The sequence below is a fragment of the Flavonifractor sp. An52 genome (assembly GCF_002159385.1).
GTDB classification, from domain to species: domain Bacteria; phylum Bacillota; class Clostridia; order Oscillospirales; family Oscillospiraceae; genus Flavonifractor; species Flavonifractor avicola.
This window is the reverse complement of sequence record NZ_NFIB01000028.1, coordinates 1-16,823: the sequence shown is the minus strand read 5'-3', so window position 1 is coordinate 16,823 and position 16,823 is coordinate 1. Positions and strand designations below refer to the sequence as shown.

Below are 16,823 nucleotides of genomic sequence, written 5' to 3'. Positions count from 1 at the left end.
TTTTACTGATGCTTGTTGAGGATGACGGTCTCCCAGTTGCCGGTCATGATGTCGATATAGCGCACAAAGAGGGAGACCTTGTTCTCCTCATTGAGGCTGTTCCAGATCAGCTGGGCAAATTCCTCGGGAGTCTCGCTGGTGATGGCGATCTGCTCCGGCTCACCCTCGAAGGAGGGCAGGGGATTGCCGTCTCCCATGTAGGTGTGGATGAAGTGGCCCTGACCGGCCAGGGGCTTCTCATAGGCATAGAAGTAGCGGCGGCAGGAGGCGGGATCGCCGTCGGCGCTCTTCAAAATGGAGAGCACATAGTCGCCGTCCTTCTTCACCAGACCGGAAATACGGGGGGTGTAGTTGGGCTCATCCGGCTCAAAGGTGCGGGTGTGCAGAGCCTGAGAGAAGGTCTTGCCGGCGGCCAGGCCCTCCCGGATGGTGTCGGTCTGGTCACCGTTGGTGACAATGGTGGAGGCGCCGAACACCCGGACTGGATTGTAGATGATGAGGGAGGGGTCGGTCATCTTGGAGGGATCAAAGGCCTGGGTGCGGATGCCGTCGGGGGTCTCCACAAACACACGGTTGCGGGAGTTCTCGCTGCGGCCCATGATGAAGTAGGCGATGACCGCCTTGGTGTCGTCGGCGGAGCGGCCCAGCACGATGCCCCGGCCGGGATAGGGATTGCTTTGCAGCAGTTGGGTCAGGTCCAGCGTTTTCATAACATCATTCCCCTTCTTTGATGGTAACGATCCGTCCCTCCACGGAGAGGCGGCCTTGACAGAACAGAGCGACGGCCTGGGGCAGAATATGCCACTCGGCCTGCTCCATGACCCGGCGCTGGAGCACCTCGGGGGTGTCGCCGGGCAGGATGTCCACCGCTTTCTGGAGGACGATGGGGCCGCCGTCGGGCTCCTCATTGACGAAGTGGACGGTGGCGCCGGTGACCTTCACGCCGTAGGCCAGGGCCTTCTCGTGGACGTGAAGGCCATAATAGCCAGCTCCACAGAAGGACGGGATGAGGGCGGGATGGACGTTGAGGATGGCGTTGGGGTAGGCCTGCACCATTTCCTCAGTCAGGATGTGCATGAAGCCCGCCAGCACCACCAGATCGATATCCAGTTCCTTCAGCTTGGATACCAAGGCTTGAGTCATAGCCCGATTGGAGTCGTAGTCCTTCCGGGCTACCACATAGCCGGGGATGCCGGCGTTTTTGGCCCGTTCCAGGGCATAGGCGTCGGCTTTGGAGGAGATGACGGCGGCCAGCTCGCCGCCGCCCAGCTCACCCCGGTCCCGGGCGCCGATGAGGGCCTGAAGATTGGTCCCGCCGCCGGAGACCAGCACAGCGATTCGGGTCATACCAGTTCCACCCCGGCGTCGCCGTCAACCACAGAGCCGATGACGTAGGCCTGCTCGCCGGCCTGGGCCAGCAGTTCCATGGCCTGCTCCGCCTGAGCGGCGGGAAGGGCCAGGATCATGCCGATGCCCATGTTGAAGGTGTTGTACATATCCCGGGTGGGAATGCCGCCCTTCTTTTCGATGAGGTCGAAGATGGGCAGGCGGGGGAAGGAGTCCAGCTTAATCTGAGCGGTGAGGCCCTCGGTCATCATGCGGGGTACGTTCTCGTAGAAGCCGCCGCCGGTGATATGGCTGATGGCATGAACGTCGATGCCGCCCTTCAGCAGGGCCAGGATCGCTTTGACATAGATGCGGGTGGGAGTGAGCAGGGTCTCACCCAGGCTCTTGCCGCCCAGCTCCTCCATGGGGGAGGTCAGGTCGGCGTGCTCCACGTCCAGCACCTTGCGGACCAGGGAGAAACCGTTGGAGTGAACACCGGTGGAGGCCAGACCGATGAGGGTATCGCCTGCGGCCAGGGCCTTGCCGTCGATGATCTTCTCCTCGTCCACGATGCCAACGGAGAAGCCGGCCACATCGTAGTCGTCCTCCGCCATCAGGCCGGGGTGCTCGGCGGTCTCGCCGCCCACCAGGGCGCAGCCTGCCTGGCGGCAGCCCTCGGTGATACCAGCCACGATGTCGGCGATGCGGGCGGGATCGTTCTTGCCGCAGGCAATGTAGTCCAGGAAGAAGAGGGGAGAAGCGCCGCCGCAGATGATATCGTTGACGCACATGGCCACGCAGTCGATGCCGATGGTGTCGTGCTTGTTCATCAGCTGGGCCAGGCGCAGCTTGGTGCCCACGCCGTCGGTGCCGGACACCAGCACGGGCTTCTTCATGCCCGCCATATCGGGGGCAAACAGACCGCCAAAGCCGCCCAGGGTGCCCATGACGCCGGGGATATAGGTGGATTCCACCATGGGCTTGATGCGTTCTACCGACTCATAGCCGGCGGTCACATCCACGCCGGCGGCGGCGTAGGACTCAGAGTGAGAATTTTTCATACGGAGAAACCTCCTCGATTATTGGGTTTGACCGATTTTCTGTTCAAAGCGGAATTTTTCCCGGGCTTCCGGCACGGGCACCGGATAGCTGCCGGTGAAGCAGCCGTCGCAGAAGGTGCAGCCGCAGCCGTTGGCCAATTTATGGACGCTGTCCACGCTGAGGTAGCCCAGGGAGTCGGCGCCGATAATCTTGGCAATCTCCTCCACCGTGTGATTGCAGGCGATGAGATGATCCCGGGAGTCGATATCGGTACCGAAGTAGCAGGGATGGAGGAAAGGGGGCGCGGAGACCCGCATATGGACCTCTGTGGCCCCGGCCTCCCGCAGCAGCCCCACGATGCGGGCGGAAGTAGTACCCCGGACGATGGAGTCGTCGATGATGACTACCCGCTTGCCCCGCACAACGGAGGAAATGGGGTTGAGCTTGATACGCACCTTGTCCTCCCGGTTTTTCTGGCCGGGGGCGATGAAGGTGCGGGCGATATACTTGTTCTTGATGAAGCCGGTGCCGTAGGGGATGCCGGACTGCCGGGCATAGCCGATGGCGGCATCGATGCCGGAGTCGGGCACGCCGATCACGATGTCGGCCTGGACCGGATGCTCCAGGGCCAGGAAGGCGCCAGCCCGCAGCCGGGCTTCATGGACACCGGCACCGTCGATCACCGAGTCAGGCCGGGCAAAGTAGATAAACTCAAACACACACAGGCTGCTCTTGGCCTTGCCGCAGTGGGTCCGTATGCTCCGCAGGCCGGACTGGTCGGCGATGACGATTTCGCCGGGTTCCACATCCCGGAGGAAGTGGGCGCCGATGGCGTCCAGAGCGCAACTCTCCGAGGCGAACACATAGCCGCCGTCCAGGGTGCCGATGCACAGAGGCCGGAAGCCGTTGGGGTCCCGGGCGGCAATCAGCTTGCGGGGGGAGAGGAGCACCAGGGAATAGGCCCCCTGGATCACATCCATGGCGGCGGACACGGCCTCCTCGATGGAGGGGGCTTTCAGCCGGGCGCCGGTGATGGTGTAGGCGATGACCTCGGTGTCGCTGGTGGTGTGGAAGATGGCGCCGGACAGCTCCAGCTTCTCCCGCAGCTCGGCGGCGTTGGTCAGGTTGCCGTTGTGGGCCAGAGCCATGGAACCCTTCACATGGTTGATGACCATGGGCTGGGCATTGGTACGGCTCTTGCGGCCGGTGGTGGCGTAGCGCACATGGCCCACGGCCATACTGCCGGGACCCAGGTGCTCCAGAACTTCAGGGGTAAATACTTCGCTGACCAGTCCCACGTCCTTGTGGCTGGTGATGACGCCATCGTCATTGATGGCCATACCGGCGCTCTCCTGGCCCCGGTGTTGGAGGGCATAGAGCGCGTTGTAAGTAACAGAGGCGGCGTGGGTCATACCGGCCACACATACGCCGAAAACACCACATTCTTCATGAATTGTTGCCATGGCTTTTCTTCCTTTGCGTCAGGGGCTTGGACGTGGAAACCGGACGGACCGGTTATTCCTTGCCGGTCCAGCAGTAGGTACAGATTTTGTCGCGGTCAATGCCGATGGCCTCCAGCAGGCCATCCAGAGACTGATAGCCCAGGGAATCAAAGCCCATTTCCTTACAGATGGCCTTGAGCATACACTGGCCTCGCTCTGTGGAGGAGTCGGCATATTCCTCCAGATGCTGCTGCCCCTCGTCACCCTCCAGGTTCTGGATGGTGCGCCGGGCCAGCAGCTCCATGTCGGAGTTGCTGCGGGAGAAGTTCAGATATTTGCAGCCGTACATGATGGGGGGGCAGGCCGAGCGCATATGAACTTCTTCAGCACCAGACTCGTAGAGAAATTCTACCGTTTCCCTCAGCTGGGTGCCGCGGACGATGGAGTCGTCCACAAAGAGCAGCTTCTTGCCCTCGATGAGCTCGGGCACGGGAATCTGTTTCATTTTGGCCACCTGGTTGCGGGCCGCCTGATTGGCGGGCATGAAGGAACGGGGCCAGGTGGGGGTGTATTTGACGAAGGGGCGGGCAAAGGGCTTACCGCTGCGGTTGGCAAAGCCGATGGCGTGGGGCACGCCGGAGTCAGGCACACCGGCCACGTAGTCCACCTTGGGCAGCTGGCCCTTCTGGACCTCGTCCCGGGCCATGATCTCGCCGTTGCGGTAGCGCATAACCTCCACGTTGACTCCCTCGTAGTTGGAGTTGGGGTAGCCGTAGTAGGTCCACAGGAAGGCGCAGATCTTCATTTTGTCTCCGGCAGGGGCCAGGGTCTCCCAGCCTCTGGCGGTTACCTTGACCACCTCGCCGGGGCCAAGCTCGTAGGCGTCGATGTAGCCCAGCTTGTGGTAGGCGAAGGATTCAAAGGAGACGCAGCAGCCCTCGTCGTTCTGGCCGATGAGTACCGGCAGACGGCCCAGCTTGTCCCGGGCGGCGATGATGCCGTCGGGGGTGAGGATGAGCATGGTGCAGGAGCCATCGATCTCCTCCTGGGCGTGGCGGATGCCGGACACCAGGTCGTCCTTCTGGTTGATGAGGGCGGCGGCCAGCTCGGTAGCGTTCACCTTACCCGAACTCATGGCCATAAACTGGTGACCATGGTCGGAAAAGTACCGCTCAATCAGCGCCTCGGAGTTGTTGATGATGCCTACCGTAATGATGGCGTACAGACCCAGATGGGAGCGTACCAGGAGGGGCTGAGGGTCGGTGTCGCTGATGCAGCCGATGGCGGAACAGCCCTTGAACTCGGCCAGGTCTTTGTCGAACTTGGTACGGAAGGGGGTGTTCTCGATATTGTGGATCTGGCGCTGAAAGCCGATCTTGGGATCATAGACCGCCATGCCGCCCCGCTTGGTACCCAGGTGGGAATGGTAGTCGGTGCCGAAGAACACGTCCATGACGCAGTCGCGCTTAGAGATAGTGCCAAAGAAACCGCCCATGCCTTACTTGTCCCCCATCAGACGGCGCATGACCTCTTCATAGGCCTCTTCGGCGCCGCCCAGATCCCGGCGGAAGCGGTCCTTGTCCAGCTTCTCATGGGTCTTCTCATCCCACAGGCGGCAGGTGTCGGGGGAGATCTCGTCGGCGAGCACGATGGTGCCGTCGGCGGTCTTGCCGAACTCCAGCTTGAAGTCCACCAGATCGATGCCGATCTCCTTCATGAAGCCCTTCAGCAGGTCGTTGACAGCAAAGGCGTACTTCTTGATGAGCTCGATCTCTTCCTTGGTGGCCAGCTTCAGGGCCAGAGCGTGATAGTCGTTGATGAGGGGATCGCCCAGGTCGTCGTTCTTATAGGAGAACTCGATGGTGGGCTCGTCAAACACGATGCCCTCCTCCACGCCATAGCGCTTGGCGAAGGAACCGGCGGAAATGTTGCGGATAATGACCTCCAGGGGGACGATGGATACCTTCTTCACGGCGGTCTCGCGGTCGCTGAGCTCCTCCACATAGTGGGTAGGCACGCCCTTCTCCTCCAGGCGGCGCATCAGGTTGTTGGTCATGCGGTTGTTGATGGCGCCCTTACCGGTGATGGTGCCCTTCTTCAGGCCGTTGAAAGCGGTAGCGTCGTCCTTGTAGGACACAATGACCACCTGGGGATCGTTGCTGGCGAAAACCTTCTTAGCCTTGCCTTCGTAGAGCTGCTCTTTCTTCTCGTAAGCCATGACGTGATGCTCCTTTTTCTATTCTAAATTGATTTGATTACAGTTTTTCTACAATATGGCGGTCTTTTTCCATCACTTCTTCCGCCATGCGGGCCTTGAACTGGACCAGCTTGTCGGTCAGTTCGGGATCGGACAGGGCCAGCATCTGAGCGGCCAGGATAGCGGCGTTGTCAGCGCCATCCACCGCCACGCAGGCCACGGGGATGCCCTTGGGCATCTGGACCATGGACAGCAGAGAGTCCAGACCGCCCATCATGGATGTCTTGATGGGAACGCCGATGACGGGCAGGGTGGTGTAGGCGGCCAGCACACCGGCCAGATGGGCGGCCTTGCCGGCAGCGGCAATGATAACACCGAAACCGTTTTCCATGGCGTGGGAGGCCAGTTCCTCAGCGGCGGCAGGGGTGCGGTGGGCGGAAATAATGCGGACCTCAGCGGGAATGCCGAAGGACTGCAGACGCTGGATGCAGGGGCGCATGGTGTCCAGATCGGAGTCGGAACCCATGACAACAGCAACTTTTTTGCTCATAAGACCCTCCTGTATACCTAAAAATTTTTCAGGGCTGGAAAAAATAAATCAGGGCATCCGGTATACGGATGCCCTGACGGTTTCAGACCCTGAGGTTGGACAGGTTGGTGCCGTGGATGGATCGCCAGTTTGCGTAAAACCAGTGCAGTGATGACATCCCCGTACCTCCCCATTTGTTTGATTCATGTAAAATAATATCGGATTTTTTTGTGCTTGGCAAGGGCACTGGTGGATTTTTGTCTTGTTATACAACTTTGACGAAAAAAGGAAGGGGTACGTTGTGGAAGAAGAGAGGAACCGCGCCGAAAGAGGTTGCGTTCCGGAGCGGCAGAGGCTATACTTGCCATAGGAAGAATCCGTCGAAAAGGGGAGGCGGCCCGAGTGAAATCCAGCCGGAACGAGACGGTAAAAAACAGTGTGGGACGAGCGCTGTTCGTGGCTCTCAGCGTACTGCTCCAGGTGGCCTGGATCGTAGGGCTGGTACTGCTGCTCAACGATTATTATTATGCTGCCTCTCTTATCACCAGCGTGCTGGCCTTCCTGGTGGTGCTCAATCTCTATGGCAAACAGATGACTGGCCCTATGAAGGCCTCCTGGATCATTTTGATCCTCTTTTTCCCTGTGATGGGCCTGTGCATCTATCTGATGTTTGGACGTCCCAACTGTACCCGTGTCATGCGCCGGCGGTTTGAGCGCCTCCAGCAGCGGACCCAGGACCTCCTGCCTGACGGTGAGACGGTGCTGGCCCGGATGGAGGAGCAGGACAAGGGGATCGCCAATCAGCTGCGCTATCTCTCACGACGGGCCGGGTTTCCGGCCTATGAGAACACCGACGTAGAGTATTATGCCACGGCGGAAGAAGGACTGGAGGCCCAGAAGCAGGCCTTGCGGCAGGCCGAACACTTTATCTTTATGGAGTACCACGCCATTGAGGACTCCCAATCCTTCCACGGCCTGGAGGAGATTCTGGTGGAGAAGGTCCGGCAGGGTGTGGAAGTGCGGCTGCTGTACGACGACATGGGCAGCATGGGCTTTATCAGCCCGGCTTTCATCAAGCGGATGGAAAAGCTGGGCATCCAGTGCCGGGTATTCAATCCCCTGATGCCGGTACTCAATATTTTTATGAACAACCGGGATCACCGGAAGATTACCGTCATTGACGGCAAGGTGGGCTTTACGGGCGGTTACAATCTGGCGGACGAGTACTTTAACCTGACGCATCCCTTTGGTTGGTGGAAAGACACAGGGGTCAAGCTGACGGGGGATGCGGTGCCCAGTCTGACGGTGATGTTTCTGACCATGTGGAACGGAATCAAGGAGACCGACAAGGACTTTGCCCCCTACCTGCCCAAAGTGGACTATCAGGCCAGAGAGCGGTGTGTGGTGGTCCCCTATGGGGACAGCCCTCTGGACAATGAACAGGTTGGGGAGACGGTCTACCTGAATATGGTCAAAAACGCCAAGGACTATGTATATGCCATTACGCCCTACCTGATTTTGGACGACGAGCTCATCTCGGAGTTGACCCTGGCGGCCATGCGGGGGGTGGAGGTGCGGATCATCACTCCCGGTATCCCGGATAAAACGCTGGTCTACAAGGTGACCCGCTCCTATTATGGATGCCTGGCGGACCGTGGCGTGCGGATTTTTGAGTATACCCCCGGCTTCTGCCACGCCAAGATGATGCTGTGCGACGGGGAGACGGCGGCAGTGGGTACCATCAATCTGGATTATCGCAGCCTGTATCTCCACTTTGAAAACGGTGTGTTCCTCTATGACTGCAAGGCGGTGGAAGATGTGGGGAAGGATTTTGTGGAGACCTTTGCCCAGTGCCGGGAGGTCACAGAGGATTACCGGGGCAGGAAGCTGGGTCTGGGCCGGACACTGCTGCGGCTCTTCGCCCCCTTGATGTAACAGAAAAAGCCTGCCGGAAAATTTCCGGCAGGCTTTTTTGTGTCAACTGCGTCCGCTGACCGCATGAAAGACGGCCACCGAGCGGGGACCCATCTGAAGTCCATTGCCGCTGAACAGAGGACCGGCGGCAAAGGGATCGGGGCAGGCGGTATGGAGCACCAGACTCCACCGCAAGCCGGAGGGCAGCTCAGGCAGGCCCTGCCAATGTGCCTCCCAGTGGGAATTGACCGCCAGCAGAATCAGGTCGTCGGCGGTGTCGTCCTGGTTCCGGCCGGTGAAGAGCACGCCGATCTGCCGGGTCTGCTCATCCATCTTGGCGTTCCAGGCTGCCCCGTTGTGAAGGGACACCGAGGGCCAGCCGCACCGGGCAGGGGCGGTCTCTCCGCGGATAATGGGGTGTGCTTTGCGGAAGGCGATCATTTGCGAGACAAAGTGGAACAGGTCCTGATGGTTTTCCAGCCGGGACCAGTCCAGCCAGGAAATCTCGTTGTCCTGACAGTAGGCGTTGTTGTTGCCAAACTGGGTGTTGGCAAACTCGTCACCCGCCAGGAACATGGGGGTGCCCCGGCTGCACAGCAGCACGGCAAAGGCGTTTTTCATCAGCCGGTCACGGAGGGACAGCACCGCCGGGTCCTCGGTGTCCCCCTCCACGCCGCAGTTCCAGCTGTTGTTGTCGTTGGCCCCGTCGGTGTTGCCCCAGCCGTTGGCCTCGTTGTGCTTGACGTCGTAGGAGTACAGGTCGTACAGGGTAAAGCCGTCGTGGCAGGTGAGGAAGTTCACCGAGGCGTTCTGCCGCTGGGAGGGGGGATACAGGTCGGCGGAACCGGTGATACGCTGGACTGCCGCCCAGGCCAGACCTCCGTCTCCCTTCAGGAAGCAGCGCAGGTCGTCCCGGTACTTGCCGTTCCATTCTGCCCACCGGTTCCAGGAGGGAAAGGACCCCACCTGGTACAGTCCGCCGGCGTCCCAGGCCTCGGCAATGAGCTTCACCCGGCCCAGAATGGGGTCGAAGGCCAGGCTCTCCAGCAGGGGCGGCTCAGACAGGGGAGCGCCGTCGGTGTCCCGGCCCAGAATGGAGGCAAGATCAAACCGGAATCCGTCCACCCGGTACTCCACCACCCAATACCGCAGGCAGTCCAGAATGAACTGACGCACCACCGGATGGTTGCAGTTGAGGGTGTTGCCCACGCCGGAGAAGTTATAATACTTGCCGTCGGGGGTGAGCATATAGTAGATGTTGTTGTCCAGACCCTTGAAGGAGAAGAAGGGGCCCTGCTCGTTGCCTTCGGCGGTGTGGTTGACCACCACGTCCAGAATAACCTCAATGCCGTGCTCGTTGAGGGTGCGGATCAGATGCTTGAGCTGGGTGCCCTCGTGGTTGAACTCCGGAGTGGCGGTGTAGCTGGTGTTGGGGGCGAAGAAGCAGACGGTGTTGTAGCCCCAGTAGTTGAGTAGCTGGCGGCCGTCCACGATGCGCTCGTCGGCCATCTCGTCAAACTCAAAGATGGGCATCAGCTCCACTGTGTTGACCCCCAGCTCCAGCAGATAGGGCAGCTTCTCCAGCAGGCCCTCAAAGGTGCCGGGGTGCTTGACACCGGAGGAGGGATGCTGGGTAAAGCCCCGGACGTGGGTCTCATAGATGATCATATCCCGGAAGGGGAGATGGGGGTCGTGGAAGTCCCCCCAGTCAAAGATATCCTCCACCACCCGGGCGTGGTAGGAGCAGCCGGGGGTCTGGTTCACGCCCCAGATACTCTGGCCGGTGACCGCCCGTGCATAGGGGTCCAGCAGGTATTTGGTTTTGTCAAAGAGCAGGCCCCGGTCCGGGTCATTGGGACCGTCCATCCGATAGGCATATTCGATCTCGTAGATGTCCAGGTCAAAGACGATCATAGAGAAGGTGTTGCCGATACGAAAGTTCTCCGGGAAGGGCAGGATGGCAAAGGGTTCCTGCTGGGTGCGGCGGAAGAGGCACAGCTCGCAGTAGGTGGCGTTGATGGAGTGGATGGTGAAGCTGACTCCGCCGGGCACCACGTTGGCGCCATTCAGCAGAAACAGGCCGGGCCGCACCCGGAAGCCGGAGATGTTGTTGGTGGCGGCCAGGGGTTTGGCGGGCAGAAGGGGGGTGGGCTTTGGGACCATGGGAAAGTCTCCTTTAAAAAAGAGGGGCGCTGCATCGGTGTGCAGCGCCCCGGCTTTTATTTGGCGTAGTAGTTGATGAGGCAGCCCGCCAAAACAATATCACGTTCTTCGCGGGTCATGCCGGGCAGCTTCAGGGTGACGGTGTGCTCCGTACCGTTCTGGATAAGGACGGCGGGGATGACATCGGCGCCGCTGTCCAGGGCGGTGCGGACGCCGGGGATGTACAGCTTGTCGCCGGGCTGGATGTTCCAGTCCTTTACGTCCTCGTTGATGAAGGGCAGCATACCCCAGTTCACCACGTTGGAGCGGTAACGCTTGGTGGCGTACTCAGCGGCCAGGTTGGCCACGCCGCCCAGCACACGCTGGCAGGAGGCAGCCTGCTCACGGGCGGAGCCGTCGCCGGGCTTGAGGGCCATCACCAGGGAGCCCAGGCCGGTGTTGGCGGGATTGTGGCCCATCAGGGCCTCCTTCACCTCGGGGGCCTCGGGGTTGGTACGGCGCAGCTTCTCCACCGCCAGAATCTCCTTGGCCCGGGGCACATACTGGGGATCCTTCCGGCTCAGAGCGAACTCAGACAGCTTGATGGGGTTGGAGCGGTAGGAGGAGGTCTCGCCGGAGGGGATTAGCTCGTCGGTGGTGGTGACGGGATCATAGATGGCGGAGCAAACGGTGAGCAGCAGGTTGTCGGGCAGAGCAACCTGCTCCGGCCAGTCGGCGATGTTGGGACCAAAGACCAGCTCCTGGCTGGGATCAGCCTTGCCCACGCCGAAGTACACCCGGGCCTTGTAGGGGGTGTCGTCATAGGCGAAGGGCTCCACGGCGGGGTCAACGGGGGGATTGGGCAGCTCGTCGGCTCCGGTGAGCACGCCGCCGTTGAGGGCGGTAGCGGCGATGGAGCGGGCGTCCATCAGGGCCACATAGGACACCTGGCCGTCGGAGGGCTTGGAGCCCTCCCGGTTGGGGAAGTTGCGGGTGGAGTGGCGGATGGAGAAGGCACCGTTGGCGGGCACGTCGCCGGCGCCGAAGCAGGGACCGCAGAAGCAGGAGCGGATGGAGGCGCCAGCCGCCATCAGGGAGGCGATGTAGCCACGCTTTGTCAGCTCCAGGTTGACGGGCTGGCTGGTGGGGTAGACGGACAGCCAGAAGGCGTCGGAGCCGATGGCGTGGCCGTCCAGCACCTGGGCTGCCCGGACAATGTTTTGATAGGTGCCGCCGGAGCAGCCGGCGATGACACCCTGATCCACCATGAACTTGCCGTCCACGATCTTGTCCAGCAGGGAGGCAGGCTTGCTCTTCAGCTTCAGCTGGCGCATAGTGTCCTCGTCCACCTGGTGGAGGAGGTCGGCCATGTTCTCCTTAAACTCCTGGATGGTGTAAGCGTTGGAGGGATGGAAGGGCAGGGCGATCATGGGCCGGATCTTGTCCAGCTCCACATGGATGACGCCGTCATAGTAGGCGCCGTCAGCGGGGGCCTGGGGCTTGAACTCGCCGCCGCGGCCCAGCACCGCCAGGTGGTCCTTCAGGGTGTCGTCGGCCACCCACACGGAGGACAGGCAGGTGGTCTCAGTGGTCATGACGTCGATGCCGGAGCGGTAGTCCATGGACAGGTTGGCCACGCCGGGGCCGAAGAACTCCATGACGGCATTCTTGACAGTACCGTCTTTAAAGGTGGAGCGGATCAGCTCCAGGGCCACGTCCTGGGGACCCACGCCGGGGATGGGGGCGCCGGTGAGATAGATGGCAATGACCTTGGGATAGCTGATGTTGTAGGTCTTTTCCAGCAGCTGCCGGGCCAGCTCGGGACCGCCCTCACCGATGGCCATGGTGCCATAGGCGCCGTAGCGGGTGTGAGAGTCGGAGCCCAGGATCATCTTGCCGGGGGCGGCGTACCGCTCTCTCATATAGGAGTGGATCACGCTCTGGTGGGCGGGGACGAACTCGCCGCCGTACTTCTTGGCAGCGGACAGACCGAACACATGGTCGTCCTCATTGATGGTGCCGCCCACGGCGCACAGGGAGTTGTGGCAGTTGGTGAGCACATAGGGGAGCGGGAACTCCTTCATGCCGGAAGCCCGGGCGGTCTGGATGATGCCGACGTAGGTAATGTCATGGGAGGCCATGGCGTCAAACTTGATGGCCAGACTGTCCATAAAATCGCTGGTATTATGGGCCTTCAGAATGGAATAGGCCATGGTGCCTTTCTTTGCCTCCTCGGGAGCGGGCAGGTCGGCGGCGGGGCCGTCCTGGACAGGCACAAAGGCGTTGTTTTTATAGTAGACGCCCTGACGGGTGATGTTCAGCATATGATTCCCTCCGATGCTCTTGAATTATCTTTCATCATACCAACTTTTTCTTGCAAGTGCAAGAGCTTTGTCCGTCATTTTCTGGATGATGAAATTTATGTCAACTTTTTCTGCCGGTGTTTTCTTGACGGCTCTATGGGAAATAGGATAAAATATGTCGAAGATATCCCAGTTCTGGCAAGGAGCATACCATGAAGAAACGCATATTTACGCTGTTTTTGCTGCTGGCGGTGGTAGTTGGACTATTTCCGGCCGCTATGGCGGCGGGGACGGAGCAAATCACCGTCCGGTTTTACGATGAGGTGAGCCAGCGTTACAGTGAACCCACTGTGACTGATCGTGTCAATTTGACTCTGGACGGGGAGGCGTTGATACCGGAGGACGTGCCGGCGCTGGCCTACTATCCGGAGGGAAGCACCAACGGCCGTACCCTGGTGCCTGTCCGGCTCATCTCCGAGGCACTGGACGCTACAGTGACCTGGGTGCCTGAGACCCGGCAGATCATCATCCTGCGGGAGGAGAGCACCATTGTACTGACGGCAGGCAGCGCCACGGCCCTGGTGGACGGTCAGGCGGTGGAGCTGCCCGACGGAGTGCCCGCCGGCGGCGTCATGTGGGATGGCAAGGAGAGCACCATGGTACCTCTCCGCTTTGTGTCTGAGCAGTTGGGGGCCGGTGTGGAATGGGTGGGGGAGACGGCTACAGTGGCCATTACCTCCCCGGAGGAGCCTCAGCAGCCAGACCCCACCCAGCCCCAGGAGGGAGATCTGGGGTGGATTACCGAGTTGTCCTTTGATGAGGAGGAGCAGACCTTTACCATCACCGCCGACCATACGCCCAAGTACCGCATTGTGGACCTGGGGGACCGGCTGGCCATAGACTTGCTGGGGGCGGTGTACGCACCGGCGGTAGGGAAAGATCTGACTCTCCAGGTGGAGAGCGACGCCATTGAGAAGATCCGCTGTTCCCAGCACAGGGATGATCTGGGCTACGGGTATCCCCACACCTTGCGGGTGGTGCTGGATCTGGCCTCCGGTGTCAGCTATGCACAGCATCTGTCCGTATCTTCCGGTGGGAATCAGGTGCGGGTCAGCGTCACCGATGTGCCGGAAGAGCCGGAGGTGCCCCCTTTGGATCCGAGCAAGATTACCATTGCCATTGATCCCGGCCACGGCGGCAATCAGCCGGGTGCGGTCTATCCCGATGAAAATGGAAATGATGTAAAGGAAAAAGATCTGACCCTGCCCATGTCCCTGATGCTGGCAGATATCCTGGAGGAGCGGGGGTACAACGTGGTACTTACCCGGACAGGGGATGACTCGGTGAGCCTGGCCGACCGGGCCAAAATGGCCAACGCCGCCCAGGCGGAGGTCTTTGTCAGCATCCACTGCAACGCCCTGGACCGGACGGATTATGAGGGGATCTTTACCTATTATTATCCCAACAGCACCCGGGGTGAGGCCTTGGCCAAGCAGGTGCAGGCCGGGGTAGTAGCCGCCACCGGCGGCATCGGACGGGGGACTCCCTCCGCCAATTTCCAGGTGCTGCGAGAGACCACCATGCCCGCCGTGCTGGTGGAGACGGGTTTTATGAGCTGTCCGGCGGAGCTGGCCCGGCTGTGTGACCCCGACTATCAGCAGCAGATTGCCCTGGGTATTGCCGACGGCGTGGAGGCCTATCTGAAGGCCGGAACATAAAGAAAAAGCCGCGTTTTCTCTGATAGAACAGAGGAAACGCGGCTTTTTTGTGAGAAGGATCAAAAAATCTTGCGCCCGGCCAGTTCATCCTTCTGGATGGAGGTGTTGACCACCTCAAAGTGGGTGAAGGTGGCCCGGATGGCGGCCAGCTCGTCATGGTCGGCCAGGGCTTGGGCCAGTTGGATATGGGCGTTGTGCAGGAGGGAGGCCTGTTCCTTGTCCTCCATGATACGGACGTAGACGGTGCCGATAAAATCATTTACGGTGGCCCGGATAGCGCCGAACAGGGAGCGGATCAACTTGTTGCCCGAGGCGTCGCACAGCAGGTTGTGAAATTCCTGGTCATAGTGGGAGGCCTTTTCTGCATCCGTTTCATCCCGCATTTTTACAGCCAGTTCCATCAGGCGGGCGGCCTGGCCGGGCAGAATACGGTTGGCGGCCAGACGTGCGGTCTCACTTTCCAGACCGCGGCGTAGCTGGCTGACCTGCAGGTAGTTGGTCTCACCCAGCAGCAGCATCATGCGGAAACTGGCGCTCAGGTTTTGTTCCAGGTCGCAGGTGAGGAAGTTGCCAGCACCGTGGACACTGGAGATAAAGCCCATCAGACTCATGGTGCGCAGGGCTTCCCGGACGGAATTGCGGCTGACGCCCAGCAGTTCGGCCAGATCCCGTTCAGGGGGCAGGTGCTCACCCCGTTTCAGATTGCCTTTCCAGATTTCACTCTGGATATAATTGACTACCTTTTCATAGGTGCGTTCCGATCGTTCGTTCATGGAGCCTCCAAATTCGAGCATTTTCTATAACCTAACTATTATATCATAAAAAATATCACGACACAACTGCAACCCGCAGGACCAGATTTGGAGAGAAGACAGAAACACCGGCAAGGATGGATCGGCCTTGTCGGTGTCTCTGCGTTCATATGGAGGAAGACGATACGCGGAGCAGGTCCGCGAGAATAAACCGGGCAAGCGGTTTATTCACAAAAGGGAAATTATTTGACGCCCATCCAACCGGAGATGACCATACGCTGGACCTCAGAGGTGCCCTCGTAGATCTCGGTGATCTTGGCGTCGCGCATCATGCGCTCAAAGGGATACTCACGGGTATAGCCGTAGCCGCCCACCAGCTGCACGCAGCGGCGGGTCACGTCGCTGGCGGTCTCGGAGGCGAAGAGCTTGCCCATGGCGGCCAGATGGCTGTAGGGCTCGCCATCCTGCTTGGCCTGAGCGGCCCGGTAGATGAGCAGACGGGCGGCGTCCACCTTGGTCTGCATATCGGCCAGCTGGAACTGGGTGTTCTGGAACTGGCTGATGCGCTTACCGAACTGGATGCGCTCCTGAGTGTACTTCACGGTCTGGTCGATGCAGCCCTGAGCGATGCCCAGCGCCTGGGCGCCGATGCCGATGCGGCCGCCGTCCAGGGTCATCATGGCAATCTTGAAGCCCTTGCCAACCTCGCCCAGCAGGTTCTCCTTGGGTACCTTGCAGTTGTCGAAAATCAGCTCGCAGGTAGAGGAGCCGCGGATACCCATTTTCTTCTCGTGGGCGCCCACGCTGAAGCCCGGGGTGTCCCGGTCCACGATAAAGGCGGAAATGCCCTTGGTGCCCAGGGACTTGTCGGTCATAGCGAAGATGACGAACACGGAGGCATAGCCGGCGTTGGTGATAAAGATCTTGGAGCCGTTGATGAGCCAGTGATCGCCCTTATCCTCGGCGGTGGTTTTCTGCATGGCGGCGTCGGTGCCAGCGCCGGGCTCAGTGAGGCCGAAGGCGCCCAGCTTCTCACCGGAGCACAGAGCGGGCAGATATTTCTGCTTCTGCTCCTCGGTGCCGAAATGCTCGATGGGCCAGCAGCACAGGGAGGAGTGAGCGGACACCATGACGGAGGTGGTGGCGCAGTGCTTAGCCAGCTCCTCACAGCAGGCGATGTAGGTCAGATAGTTCAGACCGGCGCCGCCGTATTCCTCAGGATAGGCAATGCCCATCATGCCCATGTCGGCCAGCTTGTGCCAGGTCTCCTCGGGGAAGCGCTCCTGCTCGTCGATCTCGGCGGCCAGAGGGGCTACCTCCTTGACGGCAAAGTCGTGGAGCATATCAATGATTTCCTGTTCTTCTTCGTTGAATTTGAAATTCATAAAACAGCACTCCTTCTATCATGGGCGGCGAACGGTGTAACCGGCGGAAGGGAGAGGGGAGAGGGGAGCAGGGG

The 16,823-nt window shown here is 60.3% G+C and carries 13 protein-coding genes; 2 read left to right on the top strand and 11 right to left on the bottom strand.

Annotation, left to right across the window (positions count from 1 at the left end; genetic code table 11):
• Window positions 1–2: 2 nt before the first annotated feature.
• Genes B5G06_RS10835 through purE form a run of 7 tightly spaced genes read right to left on the bottom strand, consistent with a single transcriptional unit; the run spans window position 3 to window position 6,556 of the window.
• Window positions 3–710: an IMP cyclohydrolase gene (locus B5G06_RS10835; protein WP_087189085.1), complete on the bottom strand. Its 708-nt coding sequence runs from the start codon at window positions 708–710 to the stop codon at window positions 3–5.
• 4 nt (window positions 711–714) lie between these two features.
• Window positions 715–1,347 (bottom strand): phosphoribosylglycinamide formyltransferase, encoded by a 633-nt coding sequence (purN, locus tag B5G06_RS10830; RefSeq protein WP_087189084.1) that lies wholly within the window; start codon window positions 1,345–1,347, stop codon window positions 715–717.
• The gene (purM, locus tag B5G06_RS10825; protein WP_087189083.1) at window positions 1,344–2,387 is read right to left on the bottom strand and encodes a phosphoribosylformylglycinamidine cyclo-ligase; all 1,044 of its coding nucleotides are present in this window, start codon (window positions 2,385–2,387) and stop codon (window positions 1,344–1,346) included. Before purM ends, purN begins: the two co-directional genes overlap by 4 nt.
• Window positions 2,388–2,405: 18 nt before the next feature.
• On the bottom strand, window positions 2,406–3,830 hold the full coding sequence (purF, locus tag B5G06_RS10820) for an amidophosphoribosyltransferase (protein WP_087189082.1): 1,425 nt from the start codon (window positions 3,828–3,830) through the stop codon (window positions 2,406–2,408).
• 52 nt (window positions 3,831–3,882) lie between these two features.
• Window positions 3,883–5,304, bottom strand: coding sequence for an amidophosphoribosyltransferase (locus B5G06_RS10815; protein WP_087189081.1), 1,422 nt, complete (start codon window positions 5,302–5,304; stop codon window positions 3,883–3,885).
• 3 nt (window positions 5,305–5,307) lie between these two features.
• Window positions 5,308–6,027, bottom strand: coding sequence for a phosphoribosylaminoimidazolesuccinocarboxamide synthase (gene purC, locus B5G06_RS10810; protein WP_087189080.1), 720 nt, complete (start codon window positions 6,025–6,027; stop codon window positions 5,308–5,310).
• 37 nt (window positions 6,028–6,064) lie between these two features.
• Window positions 6,065–6,556, bottom strand: coding sequence for a 5-(carboxyamino)imidazole ribonucleotide mutase (gene purE / locus B5G06_RS10805; RefSeq protein ID WP_087189079.1), 492 nt, complete (start codon window positions 6,554–6,556; stop codon window positions 6,065–6,067).
• A gap of 381 nt (window positions 6,557–6,937) precedes the next feature.
• On the opposite strand from purE, the gene cls reads away from it, so the two are divergent.
• Window positions 6,938–8,470 carry a cardiolipin synthase gene (cls, locus tag B5G06_RS10800; protein WP_087189078.1) on the top strand — a complete coding sequence of 511 codons (1,533 nt, stop codon included), beginning with the start codon at window positions 6,938–6,940 and terminating at the stop codon, window positions 8,468–8,470.
• Window positions 8,471–8,512: 42 nt separating this feature from the next.
• Here cls and B5G06_RS10795 read toward each other — a convergent pair whose 3' ends face one another.
• Both B5G06_RS10795 and B5G06_RS10790 read right to left on the bottom strand, forming a co-directional pair.
• A complete protein-coding gene (locus B5G06_RS10795; RefSeq protein ID WP_087189077.1) occupies window positions 8,513–10,612 on the bottom strand; it encodes a glycogen debranching protein in 2,100 nt (699 codons plus the stop codon).
• Window positions 10,613–10,668: 56 nt separating this feature from the next.
• The gene (locus B5G06_RS10790) at window positions 10,669–12,915 is read right to left on the bottom strand and encodes a hydratase (RefSeq protein ID WP_087189076.1); all 2,247 of its coding nucleotides are present in this window, start codon (window positions 12,913–12,915) and stop codon (window positions 10,669–10,671) included.
• 191 nt (window positions 12,916–13,106) lie between these two features.
• Between B5G06_RS10790 and B5G06_RS10785 the strand changes: the two genes are divergently transcribed.
• Window positions 13,107–14,612: an N-acetylmuramoyl-L-alanine amidase family protein gene (locus B5G06_RS10785; protein ID WP_087189075.1), complete on the top strand. Its 1,506-nt coding sequence runs from the start codon at window positions 13,107–13,109 to the stop codon at window positions 14,610–14,612.
• Window positions 14,613–14,671: 59 nt separating this feature from the next.
• Here the strand turns inward: B5G06_RS10785 and B5G06_RS10780 are convergent, their stop codons facing one another.
• Together B5G06_RS10780 and B5G06_RS10775 are read right to left on the bottom strand one after the other, a co-directional pair.
• Window positions 14,672–15,385: a FadR/GntR family transcriptional regulator gene (locus B5G06_RS10780; protein ID WP_158094698.1), complete on the bottom strand. Its 714-nt coding sequence runs from the start codon at window positions 15,383–15,385 to the stop codon at window positions 14,672–14,674.
• A 221-nt stretch (window positions 15,386–15,606) separates the two neighbouring features.
• Window positions 15,607–16,749, bottom strand: coding sequence for an acyl-CoA dehydrogenase (locus B5G06_RS10775; RefSeq protein ID WP_087189073.1), 1,143 nt, complete (start codon window positions 16,747–16,749; stop codon window positions 15,607–15,609).
• Window positions 16,750–16,823: the final 74 nt, after the last annotated feature.